The following is a 22,649-nucleotide window of genomic DNA, read 5'->3' on the forward strand; positions in this document are numbered from 1 at the left end:
CCCATGGAGCGCATTCCCATTCTCCGGATGGGCGAGTTCCTGCTCGTCACCATCCAGGTCGACATGCACGACCAGCTCGCCATGACGCTGCAGGACGACCTCTCCGAGCGCATCAGCGGCACGGGCGCGCGCGGCGTGCTGATCGACATCTCGGCGCTCGACATCGTCGACTCCTTCATCGGCCGGATGATCGCCACGATCTCCGGGCTCTCCAAGATCATGGATGCCGAAACCGTCGTGGTCGGCATGCAGCCCGCCGTGGCCATCACGCTGGTGGAGCTGGGTCTGACCTTGCCCGGCGTGATCACGGCGCTCGACGTGGAGCGCGGCATGCGGTTGCTGCGCGACCGCCTGCAATCGCGATGAGTACGCTCCGGCAAGGCAGCCAGGCGGTGGCGATCGAGCAGGACGTCGTGCTCGCCCGCCAGACCGCGCGCAAGCTGTCGATCGAGTGCGGCCTGCGCCTCGTCGACCAGACCAAGCTGATCACCGCCGCGAGCGAACTCGCGCGCAACGCGGTCATCTACGGCGGCGGCGGGCACATGGACTGGGAGCTACTGGAAGACGGTGCGCGGCGTGGCCTGCGCCTGATTTTCCGTGACGACGGTCCGGGCATCCCCGATGTGAAACTCGCCATGACCGATGGCTGGACCTCCGGCGGTGGCCTCGGCCTCGGCCTGACGGGTGCGCGGCGCCTCGTGGACGAGTTCTCGCTGGAGAGCGCGCCAGGCGCCGGTACGCGCGTGACGATCTGCAAATGGACGTGACCTACCTCGGCGAACCGACCCGCATCGTCGCCATCGAAGACGCCACGCAGATCGGCCACGCACGTCGCCTCGCACAGCTCGCCGCCACCGGCGCCGGCTTCGATGTCACGGACGCGGGCCGCGTGGCACTGGTCGCGACGGAGCTCTCCACGAACGTGCTGAAACATGCGCGTAGCGGCGAGATCCACATCGCCGTGGTACAGGGCAAGGGTGCCTTCGGTGTCGAAGTCACCGCGGTCGATCGCGGCCCCGGCTTCAATCTCGCGGATTGCCTGCCCGACGGATTCTCCACCGGCGGCACCCGCGGCGAAGGCCTCGGCGCGGTGAAGCGACAGAGCGACGTGATGGACATCTATTCCGACCATCGCGGGTCGGTCGTGATGTCGCGCGTGTATCCGAAGGGTTCCGGCCGCGTCGACATCCGCTTCGGCGCGACGCAGCAGCGGATGCGCGACGAGACGGTCTGTGGCGATGGCTGGGGCCTCGGACTCAGCGGCGACAAGGCGTCGTTGCTGCTGATCGATGGCCTCGGTCACGGCGTTCCGGCCCATGAAGCCGCGGCCGCCGGCCTTGCCGTATTCCGCGATCATGCGTTCGAGGAACCGGTGACGCTCATGGCATCGCTCAACGCGGGGATGACGGGAACGCGGGGCGGCGCCGCCGCCGTGGCGCAGTACGACGGCGCCACGGGCGTCCTTCGTTATTCGGGCATCGGCAACATCGCCGGTGGCCTGATCACGCTCGAGGGCTCGCGTGGTCTCGCCTCGCATCCCGGCATCGTCGGTCTGCAGGCGCGTCGTGCGCAGTCGTTCGATTTCCCGGCGTCGCGCGACAAGCTGCTCGTGATGTACAGCGACGGCCTGCAATCGCGGTGGAACCTCAAGGAATACCCCGGCCTCGCCATTCGCCATCCGGCGGTCGTCACCGCGCTGCTGTTCCGCGATTTCAACCGCGAACGCGACGACATCACCCTTCTCGCCATGACCCTCGGAAGCGGCCTATGAGCGGCAACGACGACATCGCACGGATCGCCGCGGAGAACGAGGCGCTGCGGGCCGAGCTGGAAGAGACCAATCAGGGCGTGCTCGCCCTGTACGCCGAGCTCGACAAGCAGGCGGAGCAGCTGCGCCAGGCATCCGAGCTGAAGAGCCGTTTCCTCTCGTACATGAGCCACGAATTCCGCACGCCGCTCGGGTCCATCCTCAGCATCGCGCGGCTCATGAGCGACGGGATGGACGGCCCGCTGAACCCCGAGCAGCAGCGGCAGGTGTCGTTCGTGGCGACCGCCGCGCGCGAGCTGAGCGACATGGTGGACGACCTGCTCGATCTCGCGAAGATCGAGGCGGGACGCATCACCATCTCGCCCGCGTGGTTCGAGCTGATGGATCTCTTCACCGCGCTTCGCGGTACGTTCCGGCCGATCGTGGATGCCACGGAAGCCGACCTGATCTTCGAAGATCCGGAGAACATGCCGAAGCTGTATACCGACGACAAGAAGCTTTCGCAGATCCTGCGCAACTTCATTTCGAACGCGCTGAAGTTCACGCCGCGCGGCGAAGTGCGGGTGTCGGCCCACCTCGAAGGCGACGGACGCGTGCGCTTCGCCGTCAGCGATACGGGGATCGGCATCCCCGACGACATGCTGCCCTCGCTGTTCGAGGATTTCACGCAGGTAGATTCGCCGTTGCAGAAGCGGCTGCGTGGCACGGGCCTCGGCCTGTCGATCTGCCGCCAGTTCGCCCACCTCCTCGGGGGCGAGGTCGGCGTCACCAGCGTTCCCGGCAAGGGTTCCGTCTTCCACGTGGTGCTGCCCCTCACCTTGACGGCCGAGGTGCCCGATGCCACGCCATAACCGCCTGCTGATCGTCGACGACAACGCCGCGACGCGTTACGCGATGCGCCGTGTCGTGGAGCGTGCGGGTTACGACGCGCGCGAGGCGGGTACTGGTGCGGAAGGCGAAGCCTTGCTCGCCGACATCGATTTCGCGGCGGTGATCCTCGATGTGAACCTGCCCGACATGAGCGGCTTCGACATCGTGCGCAAGCTGCGCGCGGCGCCGGAGACGATGCTGCTCCCCGTGATCCACGTGTCCGCCGCGTCGATCGACACCGGCGATCTGATCACCGGCCTCGACAACGGCGCGGATGCCTACCTGATCCACCCGGTGGATCCGGACGTGCTGCTGGCGACGCTGCGCACGCTGATGCGCGTGCGCGATACGGAAGACGAACTCCGTGCGGCCGAGGCGCGCTTCCGCGAGATCTTCACCAACATCGCGGCACCGATCGCCGTGGTCGACGGTGGGCTCGACATCCTCGACTCCAACGAAGCATTCGATCGCATGCTGCGCGACGCGGGTTGCGAAGGCCAGCTGAAGGCATGCTTCGAGCCAGGGCAGGGCGAAGCGCTGGCGCAGATGCGCGCGCACCTGGAAGCCAACCAGCGCTGGCGCGGCGTGCTGTGCATGCGCTCGCGCTCCGGCGTGCGCGAAACGGAGTGGCGCGTATCGCCTTACCGCGCGGAAGGCGGGCTCGTGTTCGTGGAGGACGTCACCGAGCAGCGGCGCCGCGAGCGCGAGCAGCTGCAGCGCATCGACACCGCGCACAGCCGCCTCGCGATCGAGATCGCCGAGCGCGAACGCACGGAGTCGCAGCTCTTGCAGGCGCAGAAGATGGACGCGCTCGGCAAGCTCACGGGTGGCATCGCGCACGATTTCAACAACCTGCTCACCAGCATCATCACCGGCATCGACCTGATCAACCGCCAGGTGGAAGCCGGTCGGCTCGACAAGGTCCAGCGCTTCGGCGACGCCGTGCTCGGTTCGGCGCGCCGGGCCGCGGCGCTCACGCATCGCCTGCTCGCGTTCGCGCGGCAGCAGCCGCTCGATACGAAGGCGACCGACGTCAACGCCACGGTGCACTCGCTGGAAGACATGCTGCGTCGCACGCTGAGCGAGCGCATCCTGCTGGAACTCGAACTGTCGACATCGCCGGTCGTCGCGCAGGTGGACATGAACCAGCTCGAGAACGCGGTGATCAACCTCGTCATCAACGCGCGCGATGCGATGCCCGACGGCGGCACCATCCGCGTCACGACGGGCTTGCAGCGACTGGCCGGCGACGTGTCGCTGCCCGACGGCGATTACGTGCATGTCACGGTCACCGATTCCGGGTCGGGTATCGCGCCGGAGATCCTGGAGAAAGTGTTCGAGCCGTTCTTCACCACCAAGCCGCTCGGCCAGGGCACCGGCCTGGGGTTGTCGATGATCTACGGCTTCGCCCGACAGTCCGGTGGCGAAGCACGCATCCGCAGCACGGTCGGCCAGGGCACGTCGGTGTCGCTGGTGCTGCCGGCCAGCGAAGGCGAGATCGCGATGACGGCGGTGAAGGAGGGTCCGATCGCCGGTGGTCGCGGCGAACGTATCCTCGTCGTGGAAGACACCGAATCCCTGCGCCTGTTCGTCGTGGAGATGCTCCGCGGGTCGGGTTACGTCTGCGTCGATACGGGCGACACGGATCTCGCCCTGTCGATGCTGCGGGGCGACGATGAGTTCGACCTTCTGCTGACCGACATCGGCATGCCCGGGCTCGACGGCCGCGAGCTGGCCGAGGCGGCGCGTGCGTGGCGTCCGGCGCTGCCGGTGCTGTTCATGACAGGCTATGCGGAAAACGCGACCGAGCGGTCGCGTTTCCTGAGTCGTGACATGGATCTGATCGCTAAGCCATTCGAGGTCGACGATCTTCTCGCGCGCGTGCGCCAGATGCTCGATTAGAAGCCTTCGAGCACGATCTTGCCCTTCGCCTTGTGGCTCTCGATGAGCTGATGGGCGCGGCGCAGGTTGTCGGCCGTGATGCGGCCGAAGTGCTCGCCGAGGATGGTGCGCAGCGTGCCGTCGTCGATGAGCGCCGCGACGCGCTCGAGGATCTCGTGCTGGCGGACGATGTCCGGGGTCTCGTAGGTCGAGCGCGTGAACATCGATTCCCAGTGCAGCGAGACGGCCTTGCTCTTCAGCTTCGTCACGTCGATGGCCTTCGGATCGTCGATGAGGCCGAACCGGCCCTGCGGCTTCACGATGGCCGCGATCTGGTCGAAGTAGTCGTCGGTGTGGGTGAGGCTGGCGATGTGATCGACGTTCGCGATACCCAGCGCCTGCAGTTGCGGTTCCAGCGGCTTCGAGTGGTCGATGACGTGGTGCGCGCCGAGTTCGCGGACCCAGCTGGCCGTTTCGTCACGCGAGGCCGTGCCGATCACCTTGAGCTTCGTCAAGCGACGGGCGAGCTGCACGAGGATGGAGCCCACGCCACCGCCCGCGCCGATGACCAGCAGCGTCTCGCCGTCGTGGCCGCCTTCCTCGATGTTCATCCGGTCGAAGAGCATTTCCCAGGCGGTGAGTGCCGTCAGGGGCAGGGCGGCGGCGTGCGCGTCGTCGAGAGTGCGCGGCTTGTGGCCCACGATGCGCTCGTCGACCAGCTGGAATTCGGCGTTGCTGCCCGGGCGGACGATGGAGCCGGCGTAGTAGACCTCGTCGCCCGCCTTGAACAGCGTGACGTCGCTGCCCACCGCCGCGACGGTTCCGACGGCGTCGAATCCCAGCACGCGCGGCGCCGTGACCGCCATCTTGTTGCGGACCTTGGTGTCCACGGGATTCACGGACACGGCGCGCACGGCGACGAGCAGGTCGCGCGGGCCAGGGGACGGCTTCGGCAGGTCCATCTCGACCAGCGCGTTGGCGTCGTCGATGGGCAGGCCGGCATGGGTGTAGACGATGGCTTTCATGGGATGGCTCCGTTGAGGATGGCTCATGGTCCGCTTCCACGACGGGCCGAAAAAGACGCGCGCCGCGGGATCACTTTCACTGCTACGCGGAAAATCGCGCGGGGGTCGCGCCACGGCGACGGGCCGCGCACCGGACGTTCGTGACGCTGGGGCGTACCCCGCTCGCCGCACCACGGAACATCGGCACCCTCGGAAACCGAGGCCGTGGATACCGGCGTACGCCGGTATGACGGTGGGGCGAACGGGACACGACGCGGTGCCCTCACACGCCTCCACGCACGCCCCTCACCGCGTGCACCCCCCTCCTCGTCATGCGCCCCCTCACCGTCATGCACCCCCTCACCGTCATACCGGCGCACGCCGGTATCCACCGCGGAGCGATCGGTTGTCGCGACCACGTAACATCGGCTCTGGAACGTCCAGCACACCCCCGGAAGCCGAGACCGCGGAGACCGGCCTGTGGCGGCGTGACGGTGACGACGCACCACACCCGACAGCCGGGGAAAAAACCCCATATCTTTCAACCCGCTTCCCCACTATGATCCGCCCCGTCACGACGGACGTTTTCAGGGGAACGGGATGTCGGAGGGGAAATCGGGCGTACTCGTCGATCGGCGCTTCACGGCCGAGATGGACGCCTTGCAGCGATTCGGCCGTCTCGAGAAGGAGGCGCAGCTCGGCGACGCCGTGGCGCAGTATCGCGTGGGGCTCATGTACGCCGCGGGCGAGCATGTCACGCAGAACCACGCGCGCGCCGTGCAGTGGTTCCGTCGTGCGGCCGAGCAGGGCCATGTGGAAAGCCAATGCCGTCTGGCCACGCATTTCGCGGACGGCCTCGGCGTGTCGCGCGATCCGTTCGAAGCGGCCGGCTGGTACCGTCGCGCGGCGGAAACCGGCTCGCCGGAAGCGCAGTGCGCACTCGGCATGCTGCACGCGCGGGGGCACGGCGTGGTGGCCGATCGGCAGGAGGCGCTGCGCTGGTGGGGCCTGGCCGCCGACCAGGGGCACGTGCAGGCCTGTGTGAACCTCGGCGTGTCGCACTATTTCGGGCGTGGCGTGCCGCGCGACGCGGAGCTCGCGTTCGCGTTCTACACGAAGGCGGTGGAGCGCGGCGATCCGGAATCGCGTGGCTACGCGGACGCGCTGTGCAGCCTCGCGCACATGTACTGCGACGGCATCGGCGTGCCCCGCGACACGGCGATGGGCGCACACCATTACCGCCGCGCGGCGGAGATGGGTAACGGCACGGCGCAGTTCGCGCTGGGCAAGCTCTACGCCGAAGCCAGCGCGCAGCCCGAGGATCGCGAGCAGGCGCGCCACTGGTTCGGCCGCGCGGCCGCGCAGGGCGACAGCGAAGCGCGCCGCCTGCTGGACGAACTCGAGGCCGCGGCGGCGACGGCGGACGACGAGCCCGATCGCCTGGCGCAGATCGGTCCGCAGGATGCTTCCGCGCAGTTCCTTCTCGGCCAGCGCCTCGCCGCCGGCGACGGCGTGGCCCGCAACGATCGCGAGGCGGTCCGCTGGCTGGCACTCGCCGCCGAGCGCCACCATGTGCCCGCCCAGTACGCACTGGCGACGATGATCGACGCCGGCCGCGGCGTGCCCCGGCGGGTCGACGAGGTGGTGCGCCTGCTGCGCAGCGCGGCGGGCAGCGGTCACGCCGACGCCCAGTTCGACCTCGGCCTGCTCCACGAGCGCGGCGACGGCGTGCCACGCAATCCGTCCATCGCTCGGGCCTGGTATCGCAAGGCGGCCACGCGGGGGCACCTGAAGGCGCTGCGCAAGCTGGAAAAGCGGAGCTGGTGGCGGTTCTGGTAACCCATCCTGGGTGGGAGCCAGCCTGCTGGCGCTAGCACGTCCGCGGCAAGACCCGTTCGCCAGCAGGCTGGCTCCCACCAGAGCGACCTTGCTGGTGTCCCGGCGCAGGAACTTGCGTCCGTGACTTCCGGCGCTTCCCGGCGCCGTGCGCCAGCGAGGAACATCGGCGGAGCGACCGCCGCCGGATGTTCCGTCGGGGTCCGTACATAGGGCAAACCCGCATGCGTAATCCCCTCGTCAGCGCGATCGCTTTCGCGCTCGCCGGTCTCTCCTTCTCGGCCGTCGCCGCGCCCGTGGCCGATGCCGCGCAGCTCGCCACCACCCAGCTGCCGCGCACCGTGCGTCCCACGCACTACGACGTGGCCGTGGTGCCGCATGCCGACAAGCTCGCCTTCGACGGCAAGGTGTCGATCAGCATCGACGTGCTGCAGCCCACGCCGTCGATCGTGCTCAACGCGATGAACATGACGTTCGCGAACGTCGCGCTCGCCGCGGCGAAGGGCAAGGCGACGTTCGCGGCGCCGAAGGTCGCGGTGGACGAGGACGCGCAGACCGCGACCTTCACGTTCGATCACGCGATTCCCGCCGGCAGCTACGTGCTGACGATGGACTACACCGGCAAGATCGGCACGCAGGCCAACGGTCTGTTCGCGATCGACTACGACACCAAGGCCGACGGCAAGAAGCGTGCGCTGTACACGCAGTTCGAAAACTCCGACGCGCGCCGTTTCATCCCGTCGTGGGACGAGCCGAACTACAAGGCGACCTTCACGCTGACCGCCACGGTGCCGTCCAGCCAGATGGCCGTGAGCAACATGCCGGTCGCATCGAAGAAGGACATCGGCAACGGCCTGGCGAAGGTCACCTTCCAGCCGTCGCCGAAGATGTCGACGTACCTGCTGTTCTTCGGTCTCGGCGAGTTCGATCGCGCCACGACGAAGGGCGACGGCGTCGAGATCGGCGTCATCACGCAGAAGGGCCTCACGTCGCAGGCGCAGTTCACGCTCGACTCGGGCAAGGCCGTGCTGCAGGAATACAACGCGTACTTCGGCGTGCCGTACCCGCTGCCGAAGCTCGACAACATCGCCTCGCCCGGCCAGAGCCAGTTCTTCTCCGCGATGGAGAACTGGGGTGCGATCTACACGTTCGAGTACGCGCTGCTGCTCGACCCGAGCATCTCCACGCAGTCGGACAAGCAGGAAGTGTTCAACACCGCCGCGCATGAAATGGCGCACCAGTGGTTCGGCGACCTGGTGACCATGCGCTGGTGGGACGACCTCTGGCTCAACGAAGGCTTCGCCTCGTGGCTCGCCTCGCGCACCACCGAGCGCCTGCATCCGGAATGGCACACCAACCTCGAAGCCGTGTTCACGCGCGAAGGCGCGATGGCGCGCGACGCGGTAGCCACCACGCACCCGGTGGTGCAGCACGTGGCGACCGTGGAACAGGCCAGCCAGGCGTTCGACTCGATCACGTACGCGAAGGGCGAGTCGGTGATCCGCATGCTCGAGGCCTATGTCGGTGCCGACACGTGGCAGAAGGGCGTGCAGGCGTACATCAAGGCGCACGCGTATTCGAACACGGTATCCGACGACCTGTGGAAGGCGATCGACGCCGCGGCCGGCAAGCCGGTGAGCACCGTCGCCCACGACTTCACGCTGCAGCCGGGCATTCCGCTCGTGCGCGTCGAGTCGGTGTCGTGCGCCAGCGGGTCCACCACGATCAAGCTGTCGCAGGGCGAGTTCACGCGCGACCGTCCCGAGAAGAAGCCGCTGGCATGGCACGTGCCGGTGATCGCGAAGACCGTCGGCGGCGCGACGTCGTCCACGCTGCTCGAGAACGGCGCGGGTTCGCTGACCGTGGCCGGTTGCGCCCCGGTGCTCGTCAACGCCGGCCAGACCGGCTATTACCGCACGCTCTACGCCCCGGCGCAGATCAAGGCGCTGCAGGGCGCGTTCGCGAAGCTCGATCCGATCGACCAGCTCGGCCTCACCGCCGACGTCTGGGCGCTCGGCATGGGTGGCCTGCAGCCGGCATCGGACGTGCTCGACCTGATCGATGCCACGCCGCTCGACGCCACGCCGTTGCTGTGGGACGGCATCGCGGGCGATCTGTCGACGCTGGACGACTACTACGAGGGCGACGCGAAGCGTCAGGGCGCGCTGCGCAAGTACGCGATCGCGCGCCTGGCGCCGAAGTTCGCGCAGGTCGGCTGGGAAGCGAAGCCGGGCGAAGAGGCCCCGGTGGCGATCCTGCGCACGCACCTGATCGCGACGCTGTCGCACCTGGGCGACGCGAAGGTGATCGCCGAAGCGCGTCGTCGCTACACCACGGACACCATGCCGCCGGAACTGCGCAAGTCGATCCTCGCCGTGGTCGCGTCGCACGCCGACGCCGCCACGTGGGACAAGCTGCACGCCGCGGCGAAGGCCGAGAAGACCCCGCTGGTGAAGGATCGCCTGTACGCGTTGCTCGCGACGCCGCAGGACGAGGCGCTGGCGAAGCGTGCGCTGGAACTCGCGCTCACCGACGAACCGGGCGCCACGAACAGCGCGGCGATGATCTCGGCGGCGGCGCGCATGCATCCGGAAATGGCGTTCGACTTCGCCGTGGCGCATAAGGACAAGGTCGACCAGTTCGTCGACTCGACGTCGGCGGCGCGTTACTACCCGATGCTGGCGGGCGGTTCGCTCGACCTCGCGATGATCGACAGGATCAAGGCGTTCGCGGATAAGTACATCGCCGCCACGTCGCGTCGCGACGCGGAGACGAGCATCGCGAACATCCGTTACCGCGCGATGGTCCGCAAGGAGCGTCTGCCGGCCGTGGATGCGTGGTTGCAGAAGAACGGTTGATCGTCGCCTGAAAAAAAGCCGCCGGTCGCGGGACCGGCGGCTTTCGTTTGTCCGGCCGCGCTGCGCGCGGATCGCCAGCAGGCTGGCTCCCACCATTCGCACCGACGATGGCGGGAGCCAGCCTGCTGGCGATCCCGCGATAGCGGGGTCGCTCCACCATTGGCATCGACGATACCGGGAGCCAGGTGGGAGCCAGCCTGCTGGCGATCCCGCGATAGCGGGGTGGCTCCACCATTGGCACCGACGATGGCGGGAGCCAGGTGGGAGCCAGCCTGCTGGCGACCCCGCGACAGCGGGGTGGCTCCACCATTCGCACCGACGATAGCGGGAGCCAGGTGGGAGCCAGCCTGCTGGCGATCCCGCGATAGCGGGGTGGCTCCACCATTGGCACCGACGATAGCGGGAGCCAGGTGGGAGCCAGCCTGCTGGCGATCCCGCGATAGCGGGCCTGCTTGCCTCAACCCGCCGCGGCGCACGCCGCCGTCAGCGCGTCGCGGAAGCACGGCGCGTCCACCAGCCTCGCGGCCAGCGTTCCCTTGAACACGTCGCCCGATCCACACGTCGGCACGCGGTAGAGGTCCGACTCGTCGCCATGGCGGTCCGGCCCGTGCGACACGAGGCAGCTCTTGTCCAGCGATACCACGACCGTCCCCGCGCACAGGCGGCGGGCGAGGGCGTTGATGGTCGTGTCGTCCATGCTCGTCACCGCCTGCGCGGTGATGTCGATATTGAGAAAGCGCCCCGACGCACGCGCGAACTCGTAGACGTCGAGCAGCAGCACGTCGGTGCTGCTGAACTCGCGCACCGATAACCCGGGCGGCAACGGGCCGGGATCCAGCACGCGGAGGATGCGCCGCTCGCCAGCGCGTTCCAGCGTGGCGGCAACGGCGTCGATGTTCGCCTCGGTGGACACCAGCAGCACTTTCGCCCCATCGAAGAGGTCGGACTGCGCGCCGATGAAGGCGTCGTCGAGATGGTCGTTGGCACCCGACGAGAGCACCGAGATCGTCTGGCCCTTCGGATCTTCGATCAGCGCGGTACGTCCCGTGCGCACGCCCGACACCATCTGCCAGCGCGCCACGACGTTCGAGGGCAAGCCGGCAGGATCGATCGTGTCGTCGCCGATGGCGGCGATCAGGCCCGTGGCGACACCCGCGCGCGCCGCGGCCACGGCCTGGTGAAAGGCCTTTCCGCCGGGACGGCGCTCGAACTCGCTCGCGTGGACGGGTTCGCCAGCGCGAGGAAGGCGTGGCGTACGCCACCGCTCTTCCTCGCTGTAACCGCCGACGACAAGCAGGCGCGTGGCGGTCATCCGGTCAGAAGCGCTCGAGCACGCCGGCGATGGTCGCCGTCATGAACGTGGCGATGGAGCCACCGAGCACGGCCCGCAGGCCGAGGCGGGCCAGGTCGGCGCGACGGTTGGGCGCGAGGCCGCCGATGCCGCCGATCTGGATCGCAATGGACGAGAAGTTGGCGAAGCCGCACAGCGCGTACGTGGCGATGAGGCGGCTTTCCGGCAGAAGGTCGGGCAGGTGGCGGGCGAGGTCGGCGTACGCGACGAACTCGTTGATGACCACCTTCTGGCCGATGAAGCTGCCGACGAGGGTGGCGTCCTGCCAGGGCACGCCGATCAGCCAGGCGATGGGCGAGAGCACCCAGCCGAAGATCGTCTCGAGGCTGAGGGCCACCGGATGACCGGCGCTGGCGCTCAGCCAGGCGTTGAGGCTGTGCTCGCCGCCGATCGTGCCGGCCCACTGCACCGGGCCGTTGATCAGCGCGATCAGCGCGATGAAGGCCAGCAGCATGGCACCGACGTTCATGGCCAGCTTCAGGCCATCGCCCGCGCCCGTGGCGGCGGCGTCGATGACGTTGGCGGTCGTCTTCTCGACGTCGATCTTCACGGTGCCGCGCGTGAGCGGCTCCTGCGTTTCGGGGACGAGGATCTTGGCCAGCACCATCGTGGCCGGCGCGGCCATGACGCTCGCGGTGAGCAGGTGCTTGGCGTAGAACATGCGCTGCGCCGGATCGTCGCCGCCGAGCATGGCCACGTAGGCGGCCATGACGGAACCCGCGATGTGGGCCATGCCGCCGATCATGACGGTCATGAGTTCGGCCTGCGTCATGCGCTCGATGTACGGCTTGATGGTCAGCGGCGCTTCGGTCTGGCCGATGAACACGCTGGCGCAGACGCTGGTGGTTTCCGCACCCGACACGCGCATCACCTTGGTGATGACCCACGCCATGCCCTTGACGATCTGCTGCATCACGCCGAGGTGATAGAGCACGCCGGTGAGGGCGGCGAAGAAGACGATGGTCGGCAGCACCTTCACGGCGAAGATCACGCCGAACTTCGAGCTGTCGAGCAGGCTGCCGAAGATGAAGCGCGAACCGACGTCGACGTAGTCGAGCAGGCGCACGAAACCGGTGGCGATCGCGTCGAACACGTCGCGACCCAGCGGCACCTTGAGCACGATGGCCGCGAAGGCGATCTGCAGGGCGACACCGGTGGCGACGAGTTTCCAGTCGACCACGCGCTTGTTGTTGGAGAAGCAGAACGCGATGCCGATAAGCACCGCCAGACCGAACAGGCCAAACAGAACGTGGCCCAGCAAACCCAGCATCGTGACGTACCCCATGGGAGGTCGGGGGTAGCCCCGTGACCACTATAAAAAACGCGAGGTTACGGGAGGTGGCCTTGTTGGGCAAGTTCGGGTTTGTACCGGGGTGAAAGAGGCGGTCCGGGTTGTTCACCCCCTCACCGTCGCCCCGGCGTACGCCGGGGCCCACGTCGTCGGTTTCCGGATGTGCGACGCGTTGGATGCGTTGCTTCCGGGGAGGCGTGTCGTGCTCAGGTCCACCGAGGACGTAGACCCCGGCGTACGCCGGGGTGACGATAGGCGGGGTCTAGGCATGTCGGGTGACGGGCGGCGAGGTCCGTCATTCCGGGGGTGACGGTACGATAGGCCTCATGAACCTCTTTCTCACCATCGCCCTCGTGCAGATCGTCGCCCTCGTCACACCGGGGCCGGATTTCTTCTTCGTGTCGCAGCTGGCGGCCAGCCGCTCGCGTCGCGAGGCTATGGCGGGTGTCGTGGGCATTGCGCTGGGTGTGGCGGTCTGGGCGGCCCTCGCGCTGCTGGGCCTGCAACTGCTGTTGCACCGGCTGGCGTGGCTGGAGCGCGGGATCGCCATCGCCGGCGGCGCCTACCTGTGCTGGATGGGCTTTCAGATGCTGCGCGCGTCGTGGAAAGCGAAAGCCGATGCCGCCGCCCCGGTGGTGGACGTGCGCGGGTCCAGCCCCGGGCGGGCGCTGGTGCGGGGCCTGGCCACGAACCTGGCCAACCCGAAGGCCGCGATCTATTTCGCGTCGATCTTTTCCGCCTTCGTGGGCGAGGGCATGGGGCAGGGCGTGCGCTGGGGTCTCTGGGCCATGGTGACCGTCGAGACGTTCCTGTGGTTCGCCGTGGTGGCGGGCATCTTCGCCCTGCCGGCCATGCGTCGCGGCTACGTGCGCGCCAGCCGCTGGATCGACGGTGGCGCGGGGGCGATCTTCGTGCTCTTCGGCCTGCACCTCGTCTTCGGGCGCCGGGCCGTCTAACCCTTGTCGAGGTTCCGCGTGACCTGGGCCAGGCTGGCGGCGAGCACCGCCGGCTGATCCACACCTTCCAGTGCGGACCGGGCGAGGTCCGCCACCAGGGCGCGAACCCTTTCGGCCATGCGCTTGCCGGCGGCGGTCAGGGCGATGTCGACGAGCCGGCGGTCCGCCTCGTTGCGCTCCCGGCGCATCAGGCCGCGCTCGATGCCGGCGTCCACCGCATGCGTGACGGTGCTGGCGTTGACGCCGCAGGTGACGGCCAGCTCGGTCGAAATCATGCTTCCACGCAGGGCGAGCAGGAGCAGCATGTCGCTCTGCAGGGCCGTGAGCCCGAACTCGCGCTGGGCGCGCTTGCCCACGGTATCGCGCAGCCGGGAGCCGGCCAGCATCAGGTCGCGGCCCAGTCCCAGCGCCGCGGCGGCGTTCTCGTCGGATGCCATGTCAGTCGGCCGCTCGGCGCCATGCACCCGGCGGCATGCCGACGGTGCGGGTGAAAACACGGGTGAAGTGGCTCTGCTCGGCGAAGCCGCAGGCCAGGGCGATGTCCGCCAGCGACAGCGACGTGTCGCGCAACAGCTCGCGGGCCTTTTCGATGCGGCGATCGAGCAGCCAGCGGTGCGGCGGCTTGCCCATGCTGCGGCGGAACGCGCGCGAGAAATGGTTCACCGACAGGCCGCAGGCGTCGGCCACGTCGGACACCGGGAACGACTGGTCGAGCCGCTCGTCCATGAAGGCGGTGGCGCGACGCTCCTGCCAGCTGGCGAGGCCGCCCCTCGGGGCGCCGATGTCTTCGCGGGGGGCAGGACCATTCAGGATCGCCCGCAACGCCAGCGCCACATGGGCGAGCAGCGGCGCGTTGGGGGCATCGGCGCGCAGGCTGTCGAACAGCACCTGGGCGAGGGTCCGGACCGCCGGCGGGTGGTCGGCGTGCATGTGCCCCTCGCTCTGGCGCCGGAACAGGATGGCGCCGGTGCCTTCGTTATCGGAGCAGGCCGCGCGATAGACCAGCAGGAGATCGTCCGCGCTGGCATCCAGCGCGATTTCGGTGAGCTGGGCACGACCGCGCAGGTCGTCGATCAGCCGGGCGCCCCCCTGGCGGTCTCCGCGCTCGATCGCGGCCGAACGCAGCGCAAGGTCGACGATCACCGTGGGAAGGGCGGGCGGTGCGGCGGTGAGGCAGGCTGATTCGGCGCGGTACATGGCCGATCCTTAGGCTATCGGAGGGCGGGACAAGCATTGCGCATGCAAGTATCGGCACCTACACCCTTAAGAGGTAGGCCATCCTCTGACAACACGATGGTGCCTAAAACGCCCATCGGAGGATGGCCACCACCATGACGACGACCGCCACGCCGATGACGATGTGCCGCAGGTACGGGCCGCCCGACACGCCACCGTCGTAACTGGCGTCGTCGTAATCGTGGGATGCGTCGCGCGGGTGGCGGACGAAGGGCAGGCGAAGGCGGCGTTTCCTGGGCATACCGAATCGTCGCGCAAATGCACGGTGGGAGCCAGGCTGCTGGCGAATGGGTGCTCGTCGCGAGCACCCATTCGCCAGCAGGCTGGCTCCCACCAGGCATCATTCTCACGCCCGGCGCGAGGTGTTTTTCAGTTCCTCGAGAATCTCGGGTCCGCGCACGTCGATGTGGTCGAGGTTGTTGACGTAGAAACGCACGAACGGCTTTTCGGCGTCCTTCGGCATCCACGGCTTCGCCCACACGAACACCACGCAATAGCCGTCCGCTTCCGCGATGAGCTTGTCGAGCCGCGCGCGCAGCAGCCGTCGCACCGGGTAGGCGTCGATGTCCTTCGCGGTGAGCGTGATCGTGGGACGAAGCTCGATGTCGTCGTGCCGGAACGGCCGCGAGAAGCGCAGGTAATAGCCGCCTTCCTTCGTGGCGCGCAGCGATGCGGTGCCCCACCACACGGCGCGCGTGCCGAGATGATCCGCGGCCTTTTGTCTGAAGATATTGCGGAACAGCGCGTCGTACGTGACCGTCTCGCCGCCGATCTCCACGGTGGCGGTATCCAGATCCTTGTCGCGCCGATGTTCCAGGAATTTCTGCACGAGCGACGACAGGCGGTAGTAATGGCTGGCGCGCGGTTTCAGGCCGCTGGTGCCCGCGGAGGCGACGCGTCGGGCGGGTGCCGCGGCGGGATCGGTCGTGGCGGGTGTGGAAGGGGCGCGGAAATGATCGGCGGGGCGCTCGGCTTCGAACACGTCGGCGCGTTTGTCCGGCTTCGACTCGCCCCGGCCATGCGCGACTTCGCAGGATGCCGCGTGGTCTTCGAGGCGATACGAACGGAAATACGGACGGATGCGCAGGTTCTGTTCGGGCTTGTCGAGGCAGGCGCAGATCAGCGGCGCGCCGCATCCGGTGCCGACGCAGGTGAAGCGCGCGTCGGCGGGGAGCAGGTCGGCCCAGTGCAGCTCGTAGGCGCGCTCGGCCGTGAGGCGTTCGTCGTGGTGGGCGGTGAAGGCTTCTTCGATCGACACGCGTTGACCCGGCATCCGGCGATGGACGCCACTCTACCGCGATCAGAAGCTGCCGAAACCCCGTGCCGGTTCCAGGCCCATGTCGAGCTTCACGCCGCGCAGGAAAGCGAGCACCTCTTCGTAGCGACCCGAGGCGACCAGGGACTCGGCGGTGCGCATGTCGAGCGCGCAGATCGGGTCGTCGCGGTACCACGCGATTCGCGCGGCCTCGTTGGGTTCGACGCGCGCGGCCTCGCGCAGTACGTGCCAGGCGTGCGACTTGCGCGCGGTGTTTTCGTCGGAAGACCGGATATCGACAATCTGTGCGTATGACATGCAACTAACCTCGAGTGACGGCGATGGAGCGCCCACACGTGCTCTAGACGATAACGTGCCTAACCTTCCTGTCCCGACCCTTTCCGCAATGGAGTAAACGTTCCATGGCCAGAGTCCTCGTCCTCTATTACTCGTCGTACGGTCATATCGAAAAAATGGCCGAAGCCGTCGCCGCCGGTGCCCTTGACGCGGGTGCCACCGTCGACCTCAAACGTGTTCCCGAAACCGCGCCCGAAGACGTCGTGCGCAGCGCTCACTTCAAGACCGATCAGGCCGCGCCCATCGCACGTCCGGAAGAGCTCGAGAACTACGACGCCATCATCGTCGGCACCGGTACCCGCTATGGACGCATCACCTCGCAGATGGCGGCGTTTCTCGACCAGACCGGTCCGCTGTGGGCCCGTGGCGCCCTCAACGGCAAGATCGGCGGTGCGTTCTCGTCGACGGCGACGCAGCACGGCGGTCAGGAAACCACTCTGTTCTCCATCATCACGAACCTGATGCATCTGGGCATGATCCCGGTGGGCCTGCCTTACAGTTTCACGGGCCTCACCCGGCTCGACGAGGTGACCGGTGGCACGCCTTACGGCGCGACGACGCTTGCCGGGACGGACGGCTCCCGTCAGCCCAGCGAGAACGAGCTCGCCGGTGCCAGGTTTCAGGGCAAGTACACCGCCGAAATAGCGACGAAGCTCTTCGGCTGACCTATCAGGCTTCCTGCCAGCGCGACCGCCGCCAGTGGCTGGGGCTCTGCCCCACCAGGCGGCGGAACAGGTTGCACAGATGCGCCTGGTCGGAAAGGCCGCAGGCCAGCGCGATCTGGCTGAGCGGTTCGCGGGTCTGCAGCATGAGCGTCTGTGCGCGTTCCACCCGGCGACGCATGATGTACGCATGCGGGGGATCGCCGAACGAATCCTTGAACGCGCGGCAGAAGTAGCTGCTCGACAGGCCGGCGATCGCGGCCAGCTGGTCGATGGTGATCGAGAAGCCGAGGTTCTCGTCCACGTGGGCGGCGACACGACGTGCCTGCCACGGGGCGAGACCCGCACCGACGCGACGACGCGGGGCGGCGGGCGCCATGGTCGGGGACACCGGCTCGCGTTCCAGCAGCGCGGCCGCACGGGCGACGCAGGCACGGGTAGTGGCGAGGTCGGATTCGGCCGCGGTCAGGGCCTGTTCGAGCAGGCGCGTGACGCTGGACTCGTCGTCGACGGTGGGGAGGGGGAACGAGGCCAGGCCATGCATGGCGTCGGAGGCGCGAGCGCTCCCCGTTCCGGCGAAAGCATTGGTTTCGTATCGCATCGCGTCTGCTCCACGGCGGTGACTCATGGGCGGGAATGCCCATGTCGGCAGACTATTCGCGATAGGGGGGTGGGCTGAATTCTACATACGGTCAGGGGGCTGCATACCAAAGGGTTAGTCGACGCTACGACAATTTCTTGTATCGATCGTGCCGTAACGGTCAAAAACCATCACCGGCGTGCAAGACTGTCCAACGACAATCAGAAACACTTCGGGCCGCATCCTTACAAGACACTCGAGACCGGGCGAAACCACACGATGTCCCGATTCCGACCCCTACAGAGCCAGGCCTATGCACCCGCCGCGCGGCCGCGGCGGCTGGTAGCCGGCTTGCTGATGGGCATCGGCGGATTACTTGCCTTGGCGGTATTCCTCGTGGACACCTTCACGCCGTTGCAGAGCGCGGTGGCCGTGGTCTACGTGGTGGTGGTGCTGCTGGTGGCGGCGAGCGGCAGCCGCCGCGCGATCGTCGGCGCCACCGTGCTGTGCATGCTGCTGACCGCCGTGGCGTACGTCCGGGGCCATGGCATGCTGGCCGTCGACGCCTCGATGCTGCGCTGCGCCGTGAGCCTGGGCGCCATCGGCATCACGGGCGTGCTGTCCCTGCGCAACCGCGAACGCCTGATCACCATCGCCGGCCAGGCCCGCCTGATCGAGCTGACTCACGATTCGATCTTCGTCCGCGACATGGACGACGTCATCGTGTTGTGGAATGGCGGCGCAGAAGAACTCTACGGGTGGACGTCCGCCGAGGCCCTGGGCCGTCGCGCCAACGACCTGCTGGGCACCGCGTTTCCCGGCGACCGGGTGGTCGCCGACGCGGCGCTGTTCGGCGCCGGGCGCTGGGAGGGCGAAGTGTTCCAGCGCCACCGCGACGGCCGCATCGTCATCGTCGAGGCCCGTTGCGCCCTGCTGCGCGACGAGCGCGGCAAGCCGCGAGTGATCCTCGAAGCCGGTACGGACGTCACCGAGCGCCGGGCCGCCGCCGCCGCGCTTGCAGAAAGCGAGCGTCGCTACCGCGCGATGTTCGAAACGGCGCGGTTCTCGTTCTGGGAGGAAGATTATTCAAAGGTCATGGACCGCGTGGAGGAACTGCGCGCGCAGGGCGTCACCGACATGGCGCGCTATATCCAGAGCCACCCGGAGTTCGTGGCCGAGGCCTGTTCGCTCACCTACGTGACCGACGTGAACGCCACCACCGTGCGCATGCTCGGTGCGCGGAGCCGCGAAGACCTGATCGGCCCGCTGGACCGGATCCTGCCGGCCTCGGAGCGCACGTTCGCGGGCGTGCTGCTGAAGATCCTGGAAGGGGGTGGCATCGCCGAAGGCGAAACGCACATGATCAACCTGCGGGGCGAGCGGCTCACCGTGCTTTTCGCCCTGAACATGCCGCTGGGCCCCACGCGCTACGACCGCGTGCTGGTCAGCGTCGTCGACATCACCGATCGCAAGCGCACCGAGCGCGCGCTGATCGCCATGCAGGCCGAGCTGGCGCAGGCGGCGCGCGTGACGGCGCTCGGCGAAATGAGCGCGTCCATCGCGCACGAAGTGAACCAGCCGCTGTCCGCCATCGTCACGCACGGCGAGGCCAGCCTTCGCTGGCTGCGTCGCCCGGAGCCGGATCTCGACGAGGCCTGCGAGGCCATCGAACGTGTGGTGCGCGACGCGCGCCGGGCCAGCGAGGTAGTGCACCGCGTGCGCAGCCTGGCCAGCAAGGAGCCGCGCCAGCACGCGCGTTTCGACCTGCCGGCGCTGGTCGAAGAGTGCGCGCAGCTGCTCGACGGCGACATCGCCCTGCATCGCATCGTGCTGCGTGTGGACATCGCCCGCGACGCACCCTGGCCGCACGGCGACCGCGTGCAGCTGCAGCAGGTGGTGGTGAACCTGATGGCCAACGCGATCCGCGCCATGTCCGAGGTGTCGGGCAAGCGGCTGCTGTCGGTGCGGGCCCGGGCCGACGCGAGCGACGGCCTGCTCATCGAAGTGGAAGACAGCGGCACGGGTATCCCGGAGCACATCGCGCCACATCTGTTCGACGCCTTCGTCACCACGCGTGGCGACGGCATGGGGATGGGTCTTGCGATCTGTCGTTCCACGGTAGAATCCCACGGCGGTCGCCTCTGGGCGACCAATCGTCCGGGGGGTGGGGCCACGTTCCACTTCACATTGCCATCGATGCAGTCTGAGGAGGCCCGAGCATGACCCGCGCACCCGTAGTCAACGCCTCACGCGCACCGATCGTGTGCATCGTGGACGACGACGCTTCCGTGCGCGAAGCGCTGGCTTCGCTGTTCCGCTCGGTCGGCCTCACTGTCGCGTCGTTCGGCAGCACGGCGGATTTCCTTGCGCGCGACAACGCCGACGCGCCGGGTTGCCTGGTGCTGGACGTCCGACTGCCCGGCGTCAGTGGCCTCGACTTCCAGGCGCAGCTCGCCGCGATGGAAAACCGCCTGCCGGTGATCTTCATGACCGGCCATGGCGACATCCCGATGTCGGTGCGCGCGATGAAGGCCGGCGCGCTGGATTTCCTCGCCAAACCCTTCCGCGATCAGGACATGCTCGATGCGGTGGCGAACGCCATCGATCGCGATGCCGCCGATCGGCGCGGCGCCGACGCGCTGGCGACGCTGCGTGCCGCGCACGCCTCGCTGACCCCGCGCGAGCGCGAGGTCATGACCCACGTCACGGCCGGCCTCATGAACAAACAGGTAGGCGGCCTGCTGGGCCTGTCTGAGATTACGGTCAAAATCCATCGCGGCAACGTGATGCGGAAAATGGGCGCGAAATCCCTCGCCGAGCTGGTCAAGCAGGCCGAGGCGCTGGCCGCGAACCCTTGATACACGGGCCCTCCGGCCTACAGCAAACCTCCGTATGATTCCCATCCCCCGGTCGGGGGAGCACTGTATCGACGGCAGGTCGGGCACGAACCCGGCGAGGACTTCAGTTTGGCCGCTAACAGGATCGTGGCGATCGTGGACGATGACGAGGCCGTGCGCACCGCGACGGTCAGCCTCGTCCGGTCGCTGGGACACAAGGTTCGGAGTTTCGCGTCGGCCGAGGAGTTCCTCCGCCACGACGCCGACGAAGGGATCGACTGTCTCGTCACCGACGTTCATATGCCCGGCATGGACGGCATCGTGCTGTACGACCGGCTGATGGAACGCGGGCGCACCTTTCCCGTGGTCTTCGTCACCGGCTTCCTCGACGAGAGCACCCGCCAGAGCATCCTGGCCGCGGGTGCCTTCTGCTATCTGGGCAAACCCTATAGTGGCGACCAGCTGGTCGAGTGCCTGCAGCGGGCGCTCGGCGAGAAAAACTGACAGGCACGGGGTCGTCGCGGTTTGCTACGCTCCGCGACCATGACACTCACACTCTTCCTGATCCTCTTCCTCATCGGCCTCGTGTGCTTCGCGCGTCGGCGGATGAAGGGCGGCATGGTGTTCGCGATCCTCGCGCTGGCATGGTTGTTCTTCGCCGGATGCGGCCCGTTGACCGGCATGCTGCTCGGTCGACTGCAGTCGGGTTTCGCGCCGGACGTCACCCACTGGGGCCAGCGCAACGCGATCATCCTGCTCGGCGCCGGCACGGTGCGCAGCGGGGCGGGGGCGATCGAGCCGAGCCTGTATGCCAACGGACGAATCATCCGCGCCGCCGAACTCTATCGCGCGTGCAAGGCGACGGGTGCCGACTGCAAGGTGGAGGTGAGCGGCGGCGATGCGATGAAACTCAAGCAGGCCGAAGCCGATGTGTATGCCGTCACGCTCGACCGGCTGGGCCTGCCCCGAGAGGATCTGATCCTGGAAGCGAACAGCATGAACACCTTCCAGAACGCGCAGAACAGCAAGCCGTTGCTGATCTCGTACGGCGCGGACAAGGTGGTGATCGTGTCGTCCGCCGTGCACCTGAAACGCGCGGTGCTGTACTTCGCCCACTTCGGTATCCGCGGCGAACCGGTCCGCGGCGATTACGTCACGGCCCGTTACGACTGGCTGCCGACGTCGGAGAACCTGTCGTTCGCCGACTTCGCGATCCACGAATACGTGGGCGTCGCGCGCTACCACTTCTACAACGCCATGGGCTGGAACGCGCCAAAGCTTCCTGAAGAAACCCCAACGACGCAGACGCCTACGTAACAATTGGCGATCTAAGCTGTTCTACCGTCCGGCACGGACCCGTCAGAACCCAGGAGTTGCCCGTGAAGCATCGTTACATCCTCGCCGCCCTGCTGGCCGCCGCGTCCGTCGCGCCTGTCGCGTCCTTCGCGCAGGAGGCCGCTCCGGCGCCCGCCGCCAACCCGGCCGCGCAGATTCCGGCCGCCGATAAGCAGGCGATCCAGAACTACAACCTCAACGAAGACGTCTTCACCCGTCTGGTCGCCGTGTCGAAGGACGCCAAGGCGCAGGGCATCCGTCCGAAGGACGCCAAGACCGACTTCTCGAAGATCCATTCCCTCGACGATCTGGCCGCCCAGGTCACGACCGCCGACCCGCGCATCGCTCCCCTGATCAAGAAGCACGGCTTCACCCCGCGCGACTTCCTGCTCGCCAACCTCGCCGTCACCAATGCCGCCATCGCCTCGGAAGCCAAGAGCAACCCGCAGATGGCCGCCTACGTCGACCAGTCGAAGGTCAATCAGAAGAACGTCGCCTTCTACGAAGCGCACAAGGCGCAGATCAACGCCCTGATGAACGAAGACGCGCAAGCCGGCGCGCAGTAATTCGAA

23 protein-coding genes are annotated in these 22,649 nt (G+C 67.8%); 14 read left to right on the top strand and 9 right to left on the bottom strand.

What is annotated here, in order from left to right; translation table 11 throughout:
- The first annotated feature begins 3 nt into the window (after positions 1 to 3).
- The 5 genes from BMX32_RS08725 to BMX32_RS08745 are packed head-to-tail and all read left to right on the top strand — an operon-like array spanning position 4 to position 4,540.
- Positions 4 to 366: an STAS domain-containing protein gene (locus BMX32_RS08725; protein ID WP_089977428.1), complete on the top strand. Its 363-nt coding sequence runs from the start codon at positions 4 to 6 to the stop codon at positions 364 to 366.
- Complete coding sequence (locus tag BMX32_RS08730; protein WP_089977431.1) at positions 363 to 767, top strand: anti-sigma regulatory factor; 405 nt, start codon at positions 363 to 365, stop codon at positions 765 to 767. The genes BMX32_RS08725 and BMX32_RS08730 overlap by 4 nt, the downstream gene beginning before the upstream one ends.
- Complete coding sequence (locus BMX32_RS08735) at positions 758 to 1,771, top strand: ATP-binding protein (protein ID WP_089977435.1); 1,014 nt, start codon at positions 758 to 760, stop codon at positions 1,769 to 1,771. Before BMX32_RS08730 ends, BMX32_RS08735 begins: the two co-directional genes overlap by 10 nt.
- Positions 1,768 to 2,619 (top strand): sensor histidine kinase, encoded by an 852-nt coding sequence (locus BMX32_RS08740; protein ID WP_089977439.1) that lies wholly within the window; start codon positions 1,768 to 1,770, stop codon positions 2,617 to 2,619. Before BMX32_RS08735 ends, BMX32_RS08740 begins: the two co-directional genes overlap by 4 nt.
- Complete coding sequence (locus BMX32_RS08745; protein WP_089977443.1) at positions 2,606 to 4,540, top strand: response regulator; 1,935 nt, start codon at positions 2,606 to 2,608, stop codon at positions 4,538 to 4,540. The genes BMX32_RS08740 and BMX32_RS08745 overlap by 14 nt, the downstream gene beginning before the upstream one ends.
- On the opposite strand, the gene BMX32_RS08750 is transcribed toward BMX32_RS08745, so the two are convergent.
- Positions 4,537 to 5,544, bottom strand: coding sequence for a zinc-binding alcohol dehydrogenase family protein (locus BMX32_RS08750; protein ID WP_089977445.1), 1,008 nt, complete (start codon positions 5,542 to 5,544; stop codon positions 4,537 to 4,539). The genes BMX32_RS08745 and BMX32_RS08750 overlap by 4 nt on opposite strands.
- A gap of 579 nt (positions 5,545 to 6,123) precedes the next feature.
- Between BMX32_RS08750 and BMX32_RS08755 the strand changes: the two genes are divergently transcribed.
- Both BMX32_RS08755 and BMX32_RS08760 read left to right on the top strand, forming a co-directional pair.
- Positions 6,124 to 7,362, top strand: coding sequence for a tetratricopeptide repeat protein (locus BMX32_RS08755; RefSeq protein WP_089977448.1), 1,239 nt, complete (start codon positions 6,124 to 6,126; stop codon positions 7,360 to 7,362).
- 221 nt (positions 7,363 to 7,583) lie between these two features.
- Complete coding sequence (locus BMX32_RS08760) at positions 7,584 to 10,217, top strand: M1 family metallopeptidase (protein ID WP_089977452.1); 2,634 nt, start codon at positions 7,584 to 7,586, stop codon at positions 10,215 to 10,217.
- Between the two features lie 457 nt (positions 10,218 to 10,674).
- Here the strand turns inward: BMX32_RS08760 and BMX32_RS08765 are convergent, their stop codons facing one another.
- Complete coding sequence (locus BMX32_RS08765; protein WP_089977455.1) at positions 10,675 to 11,529, bottom strand: PfkB family carbohydrate kinase; 855 nt, start codon at positions 11,527 to 11,529, stop codon at positions 10,675 to 10,677.
- Positions 11,530 to 11,533: 4 nt separating this feature from the next.
- Complete coding sequence (locus tag BMX32_RS08770) at positions 11,534 to 12,838, bottom strand: NupC/NupG family nucleoside CNT transporter (protein WP_089980143.1); 1,305 nt, start codon at positions 12,836 to 12,838, stop codon at positions 11,534 to 11,536.
- 347 nt (positions 12,839 to 13,185) lie between these two features.
- On the opposite strand from BMX32_RS08770, the gene rhtC reads away from it, so the two are divergent.
- Positions 13,186 to 13,815 carry a threonine export protein RhtC gene (rhtC, locus tag BMX32_RS08775; protein WP_089977458.1) on the top strand — a complete coding sequence of 210 codons (630 nt, stop codon included), beginning with the start codon at positions 13,186 to 13,188 and terminating at the stop codon, positions 13,813 to 13,815.
- Here rhtC and BMX32_RS08780 read toward each other — a convergent pair.
- The 5 genes from BMX32_RS08780 to BMX32_RS08795 all read right to left on the bottom strand — a co-directional run bounded on the left by BMX32_RS08780 (position 13,812) and on the right by BMX32_RS08795 (position 16,624).
- A complete protein-coding gene (locus BMX32_RS08780) occupies positions 13,812 to 14,252 on the bottom strand; it encodes a MarR family winged helix-turn-helix transcriptional regulator (RefSeq protein ID WP_089977462.1) in 441 nt (146 codons plus the stop codon). The two genes, rhtC and BMX32_RS08780, sit on opposite strands and share 4 nt — an antisense overlap.
- A gap of 1 nt (position 14,253) precedes the next feature.
- Complete coding sequence (locus BMX32_RS08785; RefSeq protein ID WP_089977466.1) at positions 14,254 to 15,012, bottom strand: helix-turn-helix transcriptional regulator; 759 nt, start codon at positions 15,010 to 15,012, stop codon at positions 14,254 to 14,256.
- Positions 15,013 to 15,115: 103 nt separating this feature from the next.
- Complete coding sequence (locus tag BMX32_RS18645) at positions 15,116 to 15,292, bottom strand: hypothetical protein (protein ID WP_170843617.1); 177 nt, start codon at positions 15,290 to 15,292, stop codon at positions 15,116 to 15,118.
- Positions 15,293 to 15,397: 105 nt separating this feature from the next.
- A complete protein-coding gene (locus BMX32_RS08790) occupies positions 15,398 to 16,309 on the bottom strand; it encodes a hypothetical protein (protein ID WP_089977470.1) in 912 nt (303 codons plus the stop codon).
- Positions 16,310 to 16,351: 42 nt separating this feature from the next.
- Positions 16,352 to 16,624: a hypothetical protein gene (locus BMX32_RS08795; protein ID WP_089977475.1), complete on the bottom strand. Its 273-nt coding sequence runs from the start codon at positions 16,622 to 16,624 to the stop codon at positions 16,352 to 16,354.
- A 104-nt stretch (positions 16,625 to 16,728) separates the two neighbouring features.
- Here BMX32_RS08795 and wrbA point away from each other — a divergent pair, with 104 nt between their 5' ends.
- The gene (gene wrbA / locus BMX32_RS08800) at positions 16,729 to 17,328 is read left to right on the top strand and encodes an NAD(P)H:quinone oxidoreductase (protein WP_089977479.1); all 600 of its coding nucleotides are present in this window, start codon (positions 16,729 to 16,731) and stop codon (positions 17,326 to 17,328) included.
- A 4-nt stretch (positions 17,329 to 17,332) separates the two neighbouring features.
- Here the strand turns inward: wrbA and BMX32_RS08805 are convergent, their stop codons facing one another.
- Positions 17,333 to 17,926, bottom strand: a complete 594-nt coding sequence (locus BMX32_RS08805; protein ID WP_089977482.1) for a helix-turn-helix domain-containing protein — start codon at positions 17,924 to 17,926, stop codon at positions 17,333 to 17,335.
- Positions 17,927 to 18,184: 258 nt separating this feature from the next.
- Between BMX32_RS08805 and BMX32_RS08810 the strand changes: the two genes are divergently transcribed.
- The 5 genes from BMX32_RS08810 to BMX32_RS08830 all read left to right on the top strand — a co-directional run bounded on the left by BMX32_RS08810 (position 18,185) and on the right by BMX32_RS08830 (position 22,643).
- Entirely contained in the window at positions 18,185 to 20,128 is a 1,944-nt protein-coding gene (locus BMX32_RS08810) for a PAS domain-containing sensor histidine kinase (RefSeq protein WP_089977486.1), read from the top strand.
- A complete protein-coding gene (locus BMX32_RS08815) occupies positions 20,125 to 20,763 on the top strand; it encodes a response regulator transcription factor (RefSeq protein ID WP_089977489.1) in 639 nt (212 codons plus the stop codon). Before BMX32_RS08810 ends, BMX32_RS08815 begins: the two co-directional genes overlap by 4 nt.
- A 126-nt stretch (positions 20,764 to 20,889) precedes the next feature.
- Positions 20,890 to 21,246 (top strand): response regulator transcription factor, encoded by a 357-nt coding sequence (locus BMX32_RS08820; RefSeq protein ID WP_211664201.1) that lies wholly within the window; start codon positions 20,890 to 20,892, stop codon positions 21,244 to 21,246.
- Positions 21,247 to 21,285: 39 nt separating this feature from the next.
- Positions 21,286 to 22,059 carry a YdcF family protein gene (locus tag BMX32_RS08825; protein ID WP_089977496.1) on the top strand — a complete coding sequence of 258 codons (774 nt, stop codon included), beginning with the start codon at positions 21,286 to 21,288 and terminating at the stop codon, positions 22,057 to 22,059.
- Positions 22,060 to 22,121: 62 nt separating this feature from the next.
- Positions 22,122 to 22,643, top strand: coding sequence for a hypothetical protein (locus BMX32_RS08830; protein WP_089977499.1), 522 nt, complete (start codon positions 22,122 to 22,124; stop codon positions 22,641 to 22,643).
- Positions 22,644 to 22,649: the final 6 nt, after the last annotated feature.

Source organism: Luteibacter sp. UNCMF331Sha3.1 (assembly GCF_900109915.1).
Classification (GTDB): Bacteria; Pseudomonadota; Gammaproteobacteria; order Xanthomonadales; family Rhodanobacteraceae; genus Luteibacter.

Excerpts from the sequence above, each read along its gene's own strand:
- BMX32_RS08805 (WP_089977482.1), bottom strand. The coding sequence starts at position 17,926 with ATGCGATACGAAACCAATGCTTTCGCCGGAACGGGGAGCGCTCGCGCC.
- BMX32_RS08780 (WP_089977462.1), bottom strand. The coding sequence starts at position 14,252 with ATGGCATCCGACGAGAACGCCGCCGCGGCGCTGGGACTGGGCCGCGAC.
- BMX32_RS08815 (WP_089977489.1), top strand. The coding sequence starts at position 20,125 with ATGACCCGCGCACCCGTAGTCAACGCCTCACGCGCACCGATCGTGTGC.
- BMX32_RS08745 (WP_089977443.1), top strand. The coding sequence starts at position 2,606 with ATGCCACGCCATAACCGCCTGCTGATCGTCGACGACAACGCCGCGACG.
- BMX32_RS08750 (WP_089977445.1), bottom strand. The coding sequence starts at position 5,544 with ATGAAAGCCATCGTCTACACCCATGCCGGCCTGCCCATCGACGACGCC.
- BMX32_RS08795 (WP_089977475.1), bottom strand. The coding sequence starts at position 16,624 with ATGTCATACGCACAGATTGTCGATATCCGGTCTTCCGACGAAAACACC.
- BMX32_RS08755 (WP_089977448.1), top strand. The coding sequence starts at position 6,124 with ATGTCGGAGGGGAAATCGGGCGTACTCGTCGATCGGCGCTTCACGGCC.
- BMX32_RS08760 (WP_089977452.1), top strand. The coding sequence starts at position 7,584 with ATGCGTAATCCCCTCGTCAGCGCGATCGCTTTCGCGCTCGCCGGTCTC.
- BMX32_RS08825 (WP_089977496.1), top strand. The coding sequence starts at position 21,286 with ATGACACTCACACTCTTCCTGATCCTCTTCCTCATCGGCCTCGTGTGC.
- BMX32_RS08810 (WP_089977486.1), top strand. The coding sequence starts at position 18,185 with ATGTCCCGATTCCGACCCCTACAGAGCCAGGCCTATGCACCCGCCGCG.
- BMX32_RS08765 (WP_089977455.1), bottom strand. The coding sequence starts at position 11,529 with ATGACCGCCACGCGCCTGCTTGTCGTCGGCGGTTACAGCGAGGAAGAG.
- BMX32_RS08740 (WP_089977439.1), top strand. The coding sequence starts at position 1,768 with ATGAGCGGCAACGACGACATCGCACGGATCGCCGCGGAGAACGAGGCG.
- BMX32_RS08770 (WP_089980143.1), bottom strand. The coding sequence starts at position 12,838 with ATGCTGGGTTTGCTGGGCCACGTTCTGTTTGGCCTGTTCGGTCTGGCG.
- BMX32_RS08785 (WP_089977466.1), bottom strand. The coding sequence starts at position 15,012 with ATGTACCGCGCCGAATCAGCCTGCCTCACCGCCGCACCGCCCGCCCTT.
- BMX32_RS08725 (WP_089977428.1), top strand. The coding sequence starts at position 4 with ATGGAGCGCATTCCCATTCTCCGGATGGGCGAGTTCCTGCTCGTCACC.
- BMX32_RS08730 (WP_089977431.1), top strand. The coding sequence starts at position 363 with ATGAGTACGCTCCGGCAAGGCAGCCAGGCGGTGGCGATCGAGCAGGAC.
- BMX32_RS18645 (WP_170843617.1), bottom strand. The coding sequence starts at position 15,292 with ATGCCCAGGAAACGCCGCCTTCGCCTGCCCTTCGTCCGCCACCCGCGC.
- BMX32_RS08735 (WP_089977435.1), top strand. The coding sequence starts at position 758 with ATGGACGTGACCTACCTCGGCGAACCGACCCGCATCGTCGCCATCGAA.
- wrbA (WP_089977479.1), top strand. The coding sequence starts at position 16,729 with ATGGCCAGAGTCCTCGTCCTCTATTACTCGTCGTACGGTCATATCGAA.
- rhtC (WP_089977458.1), top strand. The coding sequence starts at position 13,186 with ATGAACCTCTTTCTCACCATCGCCCTCGTGCAGATCGTCGCCCTCGTC.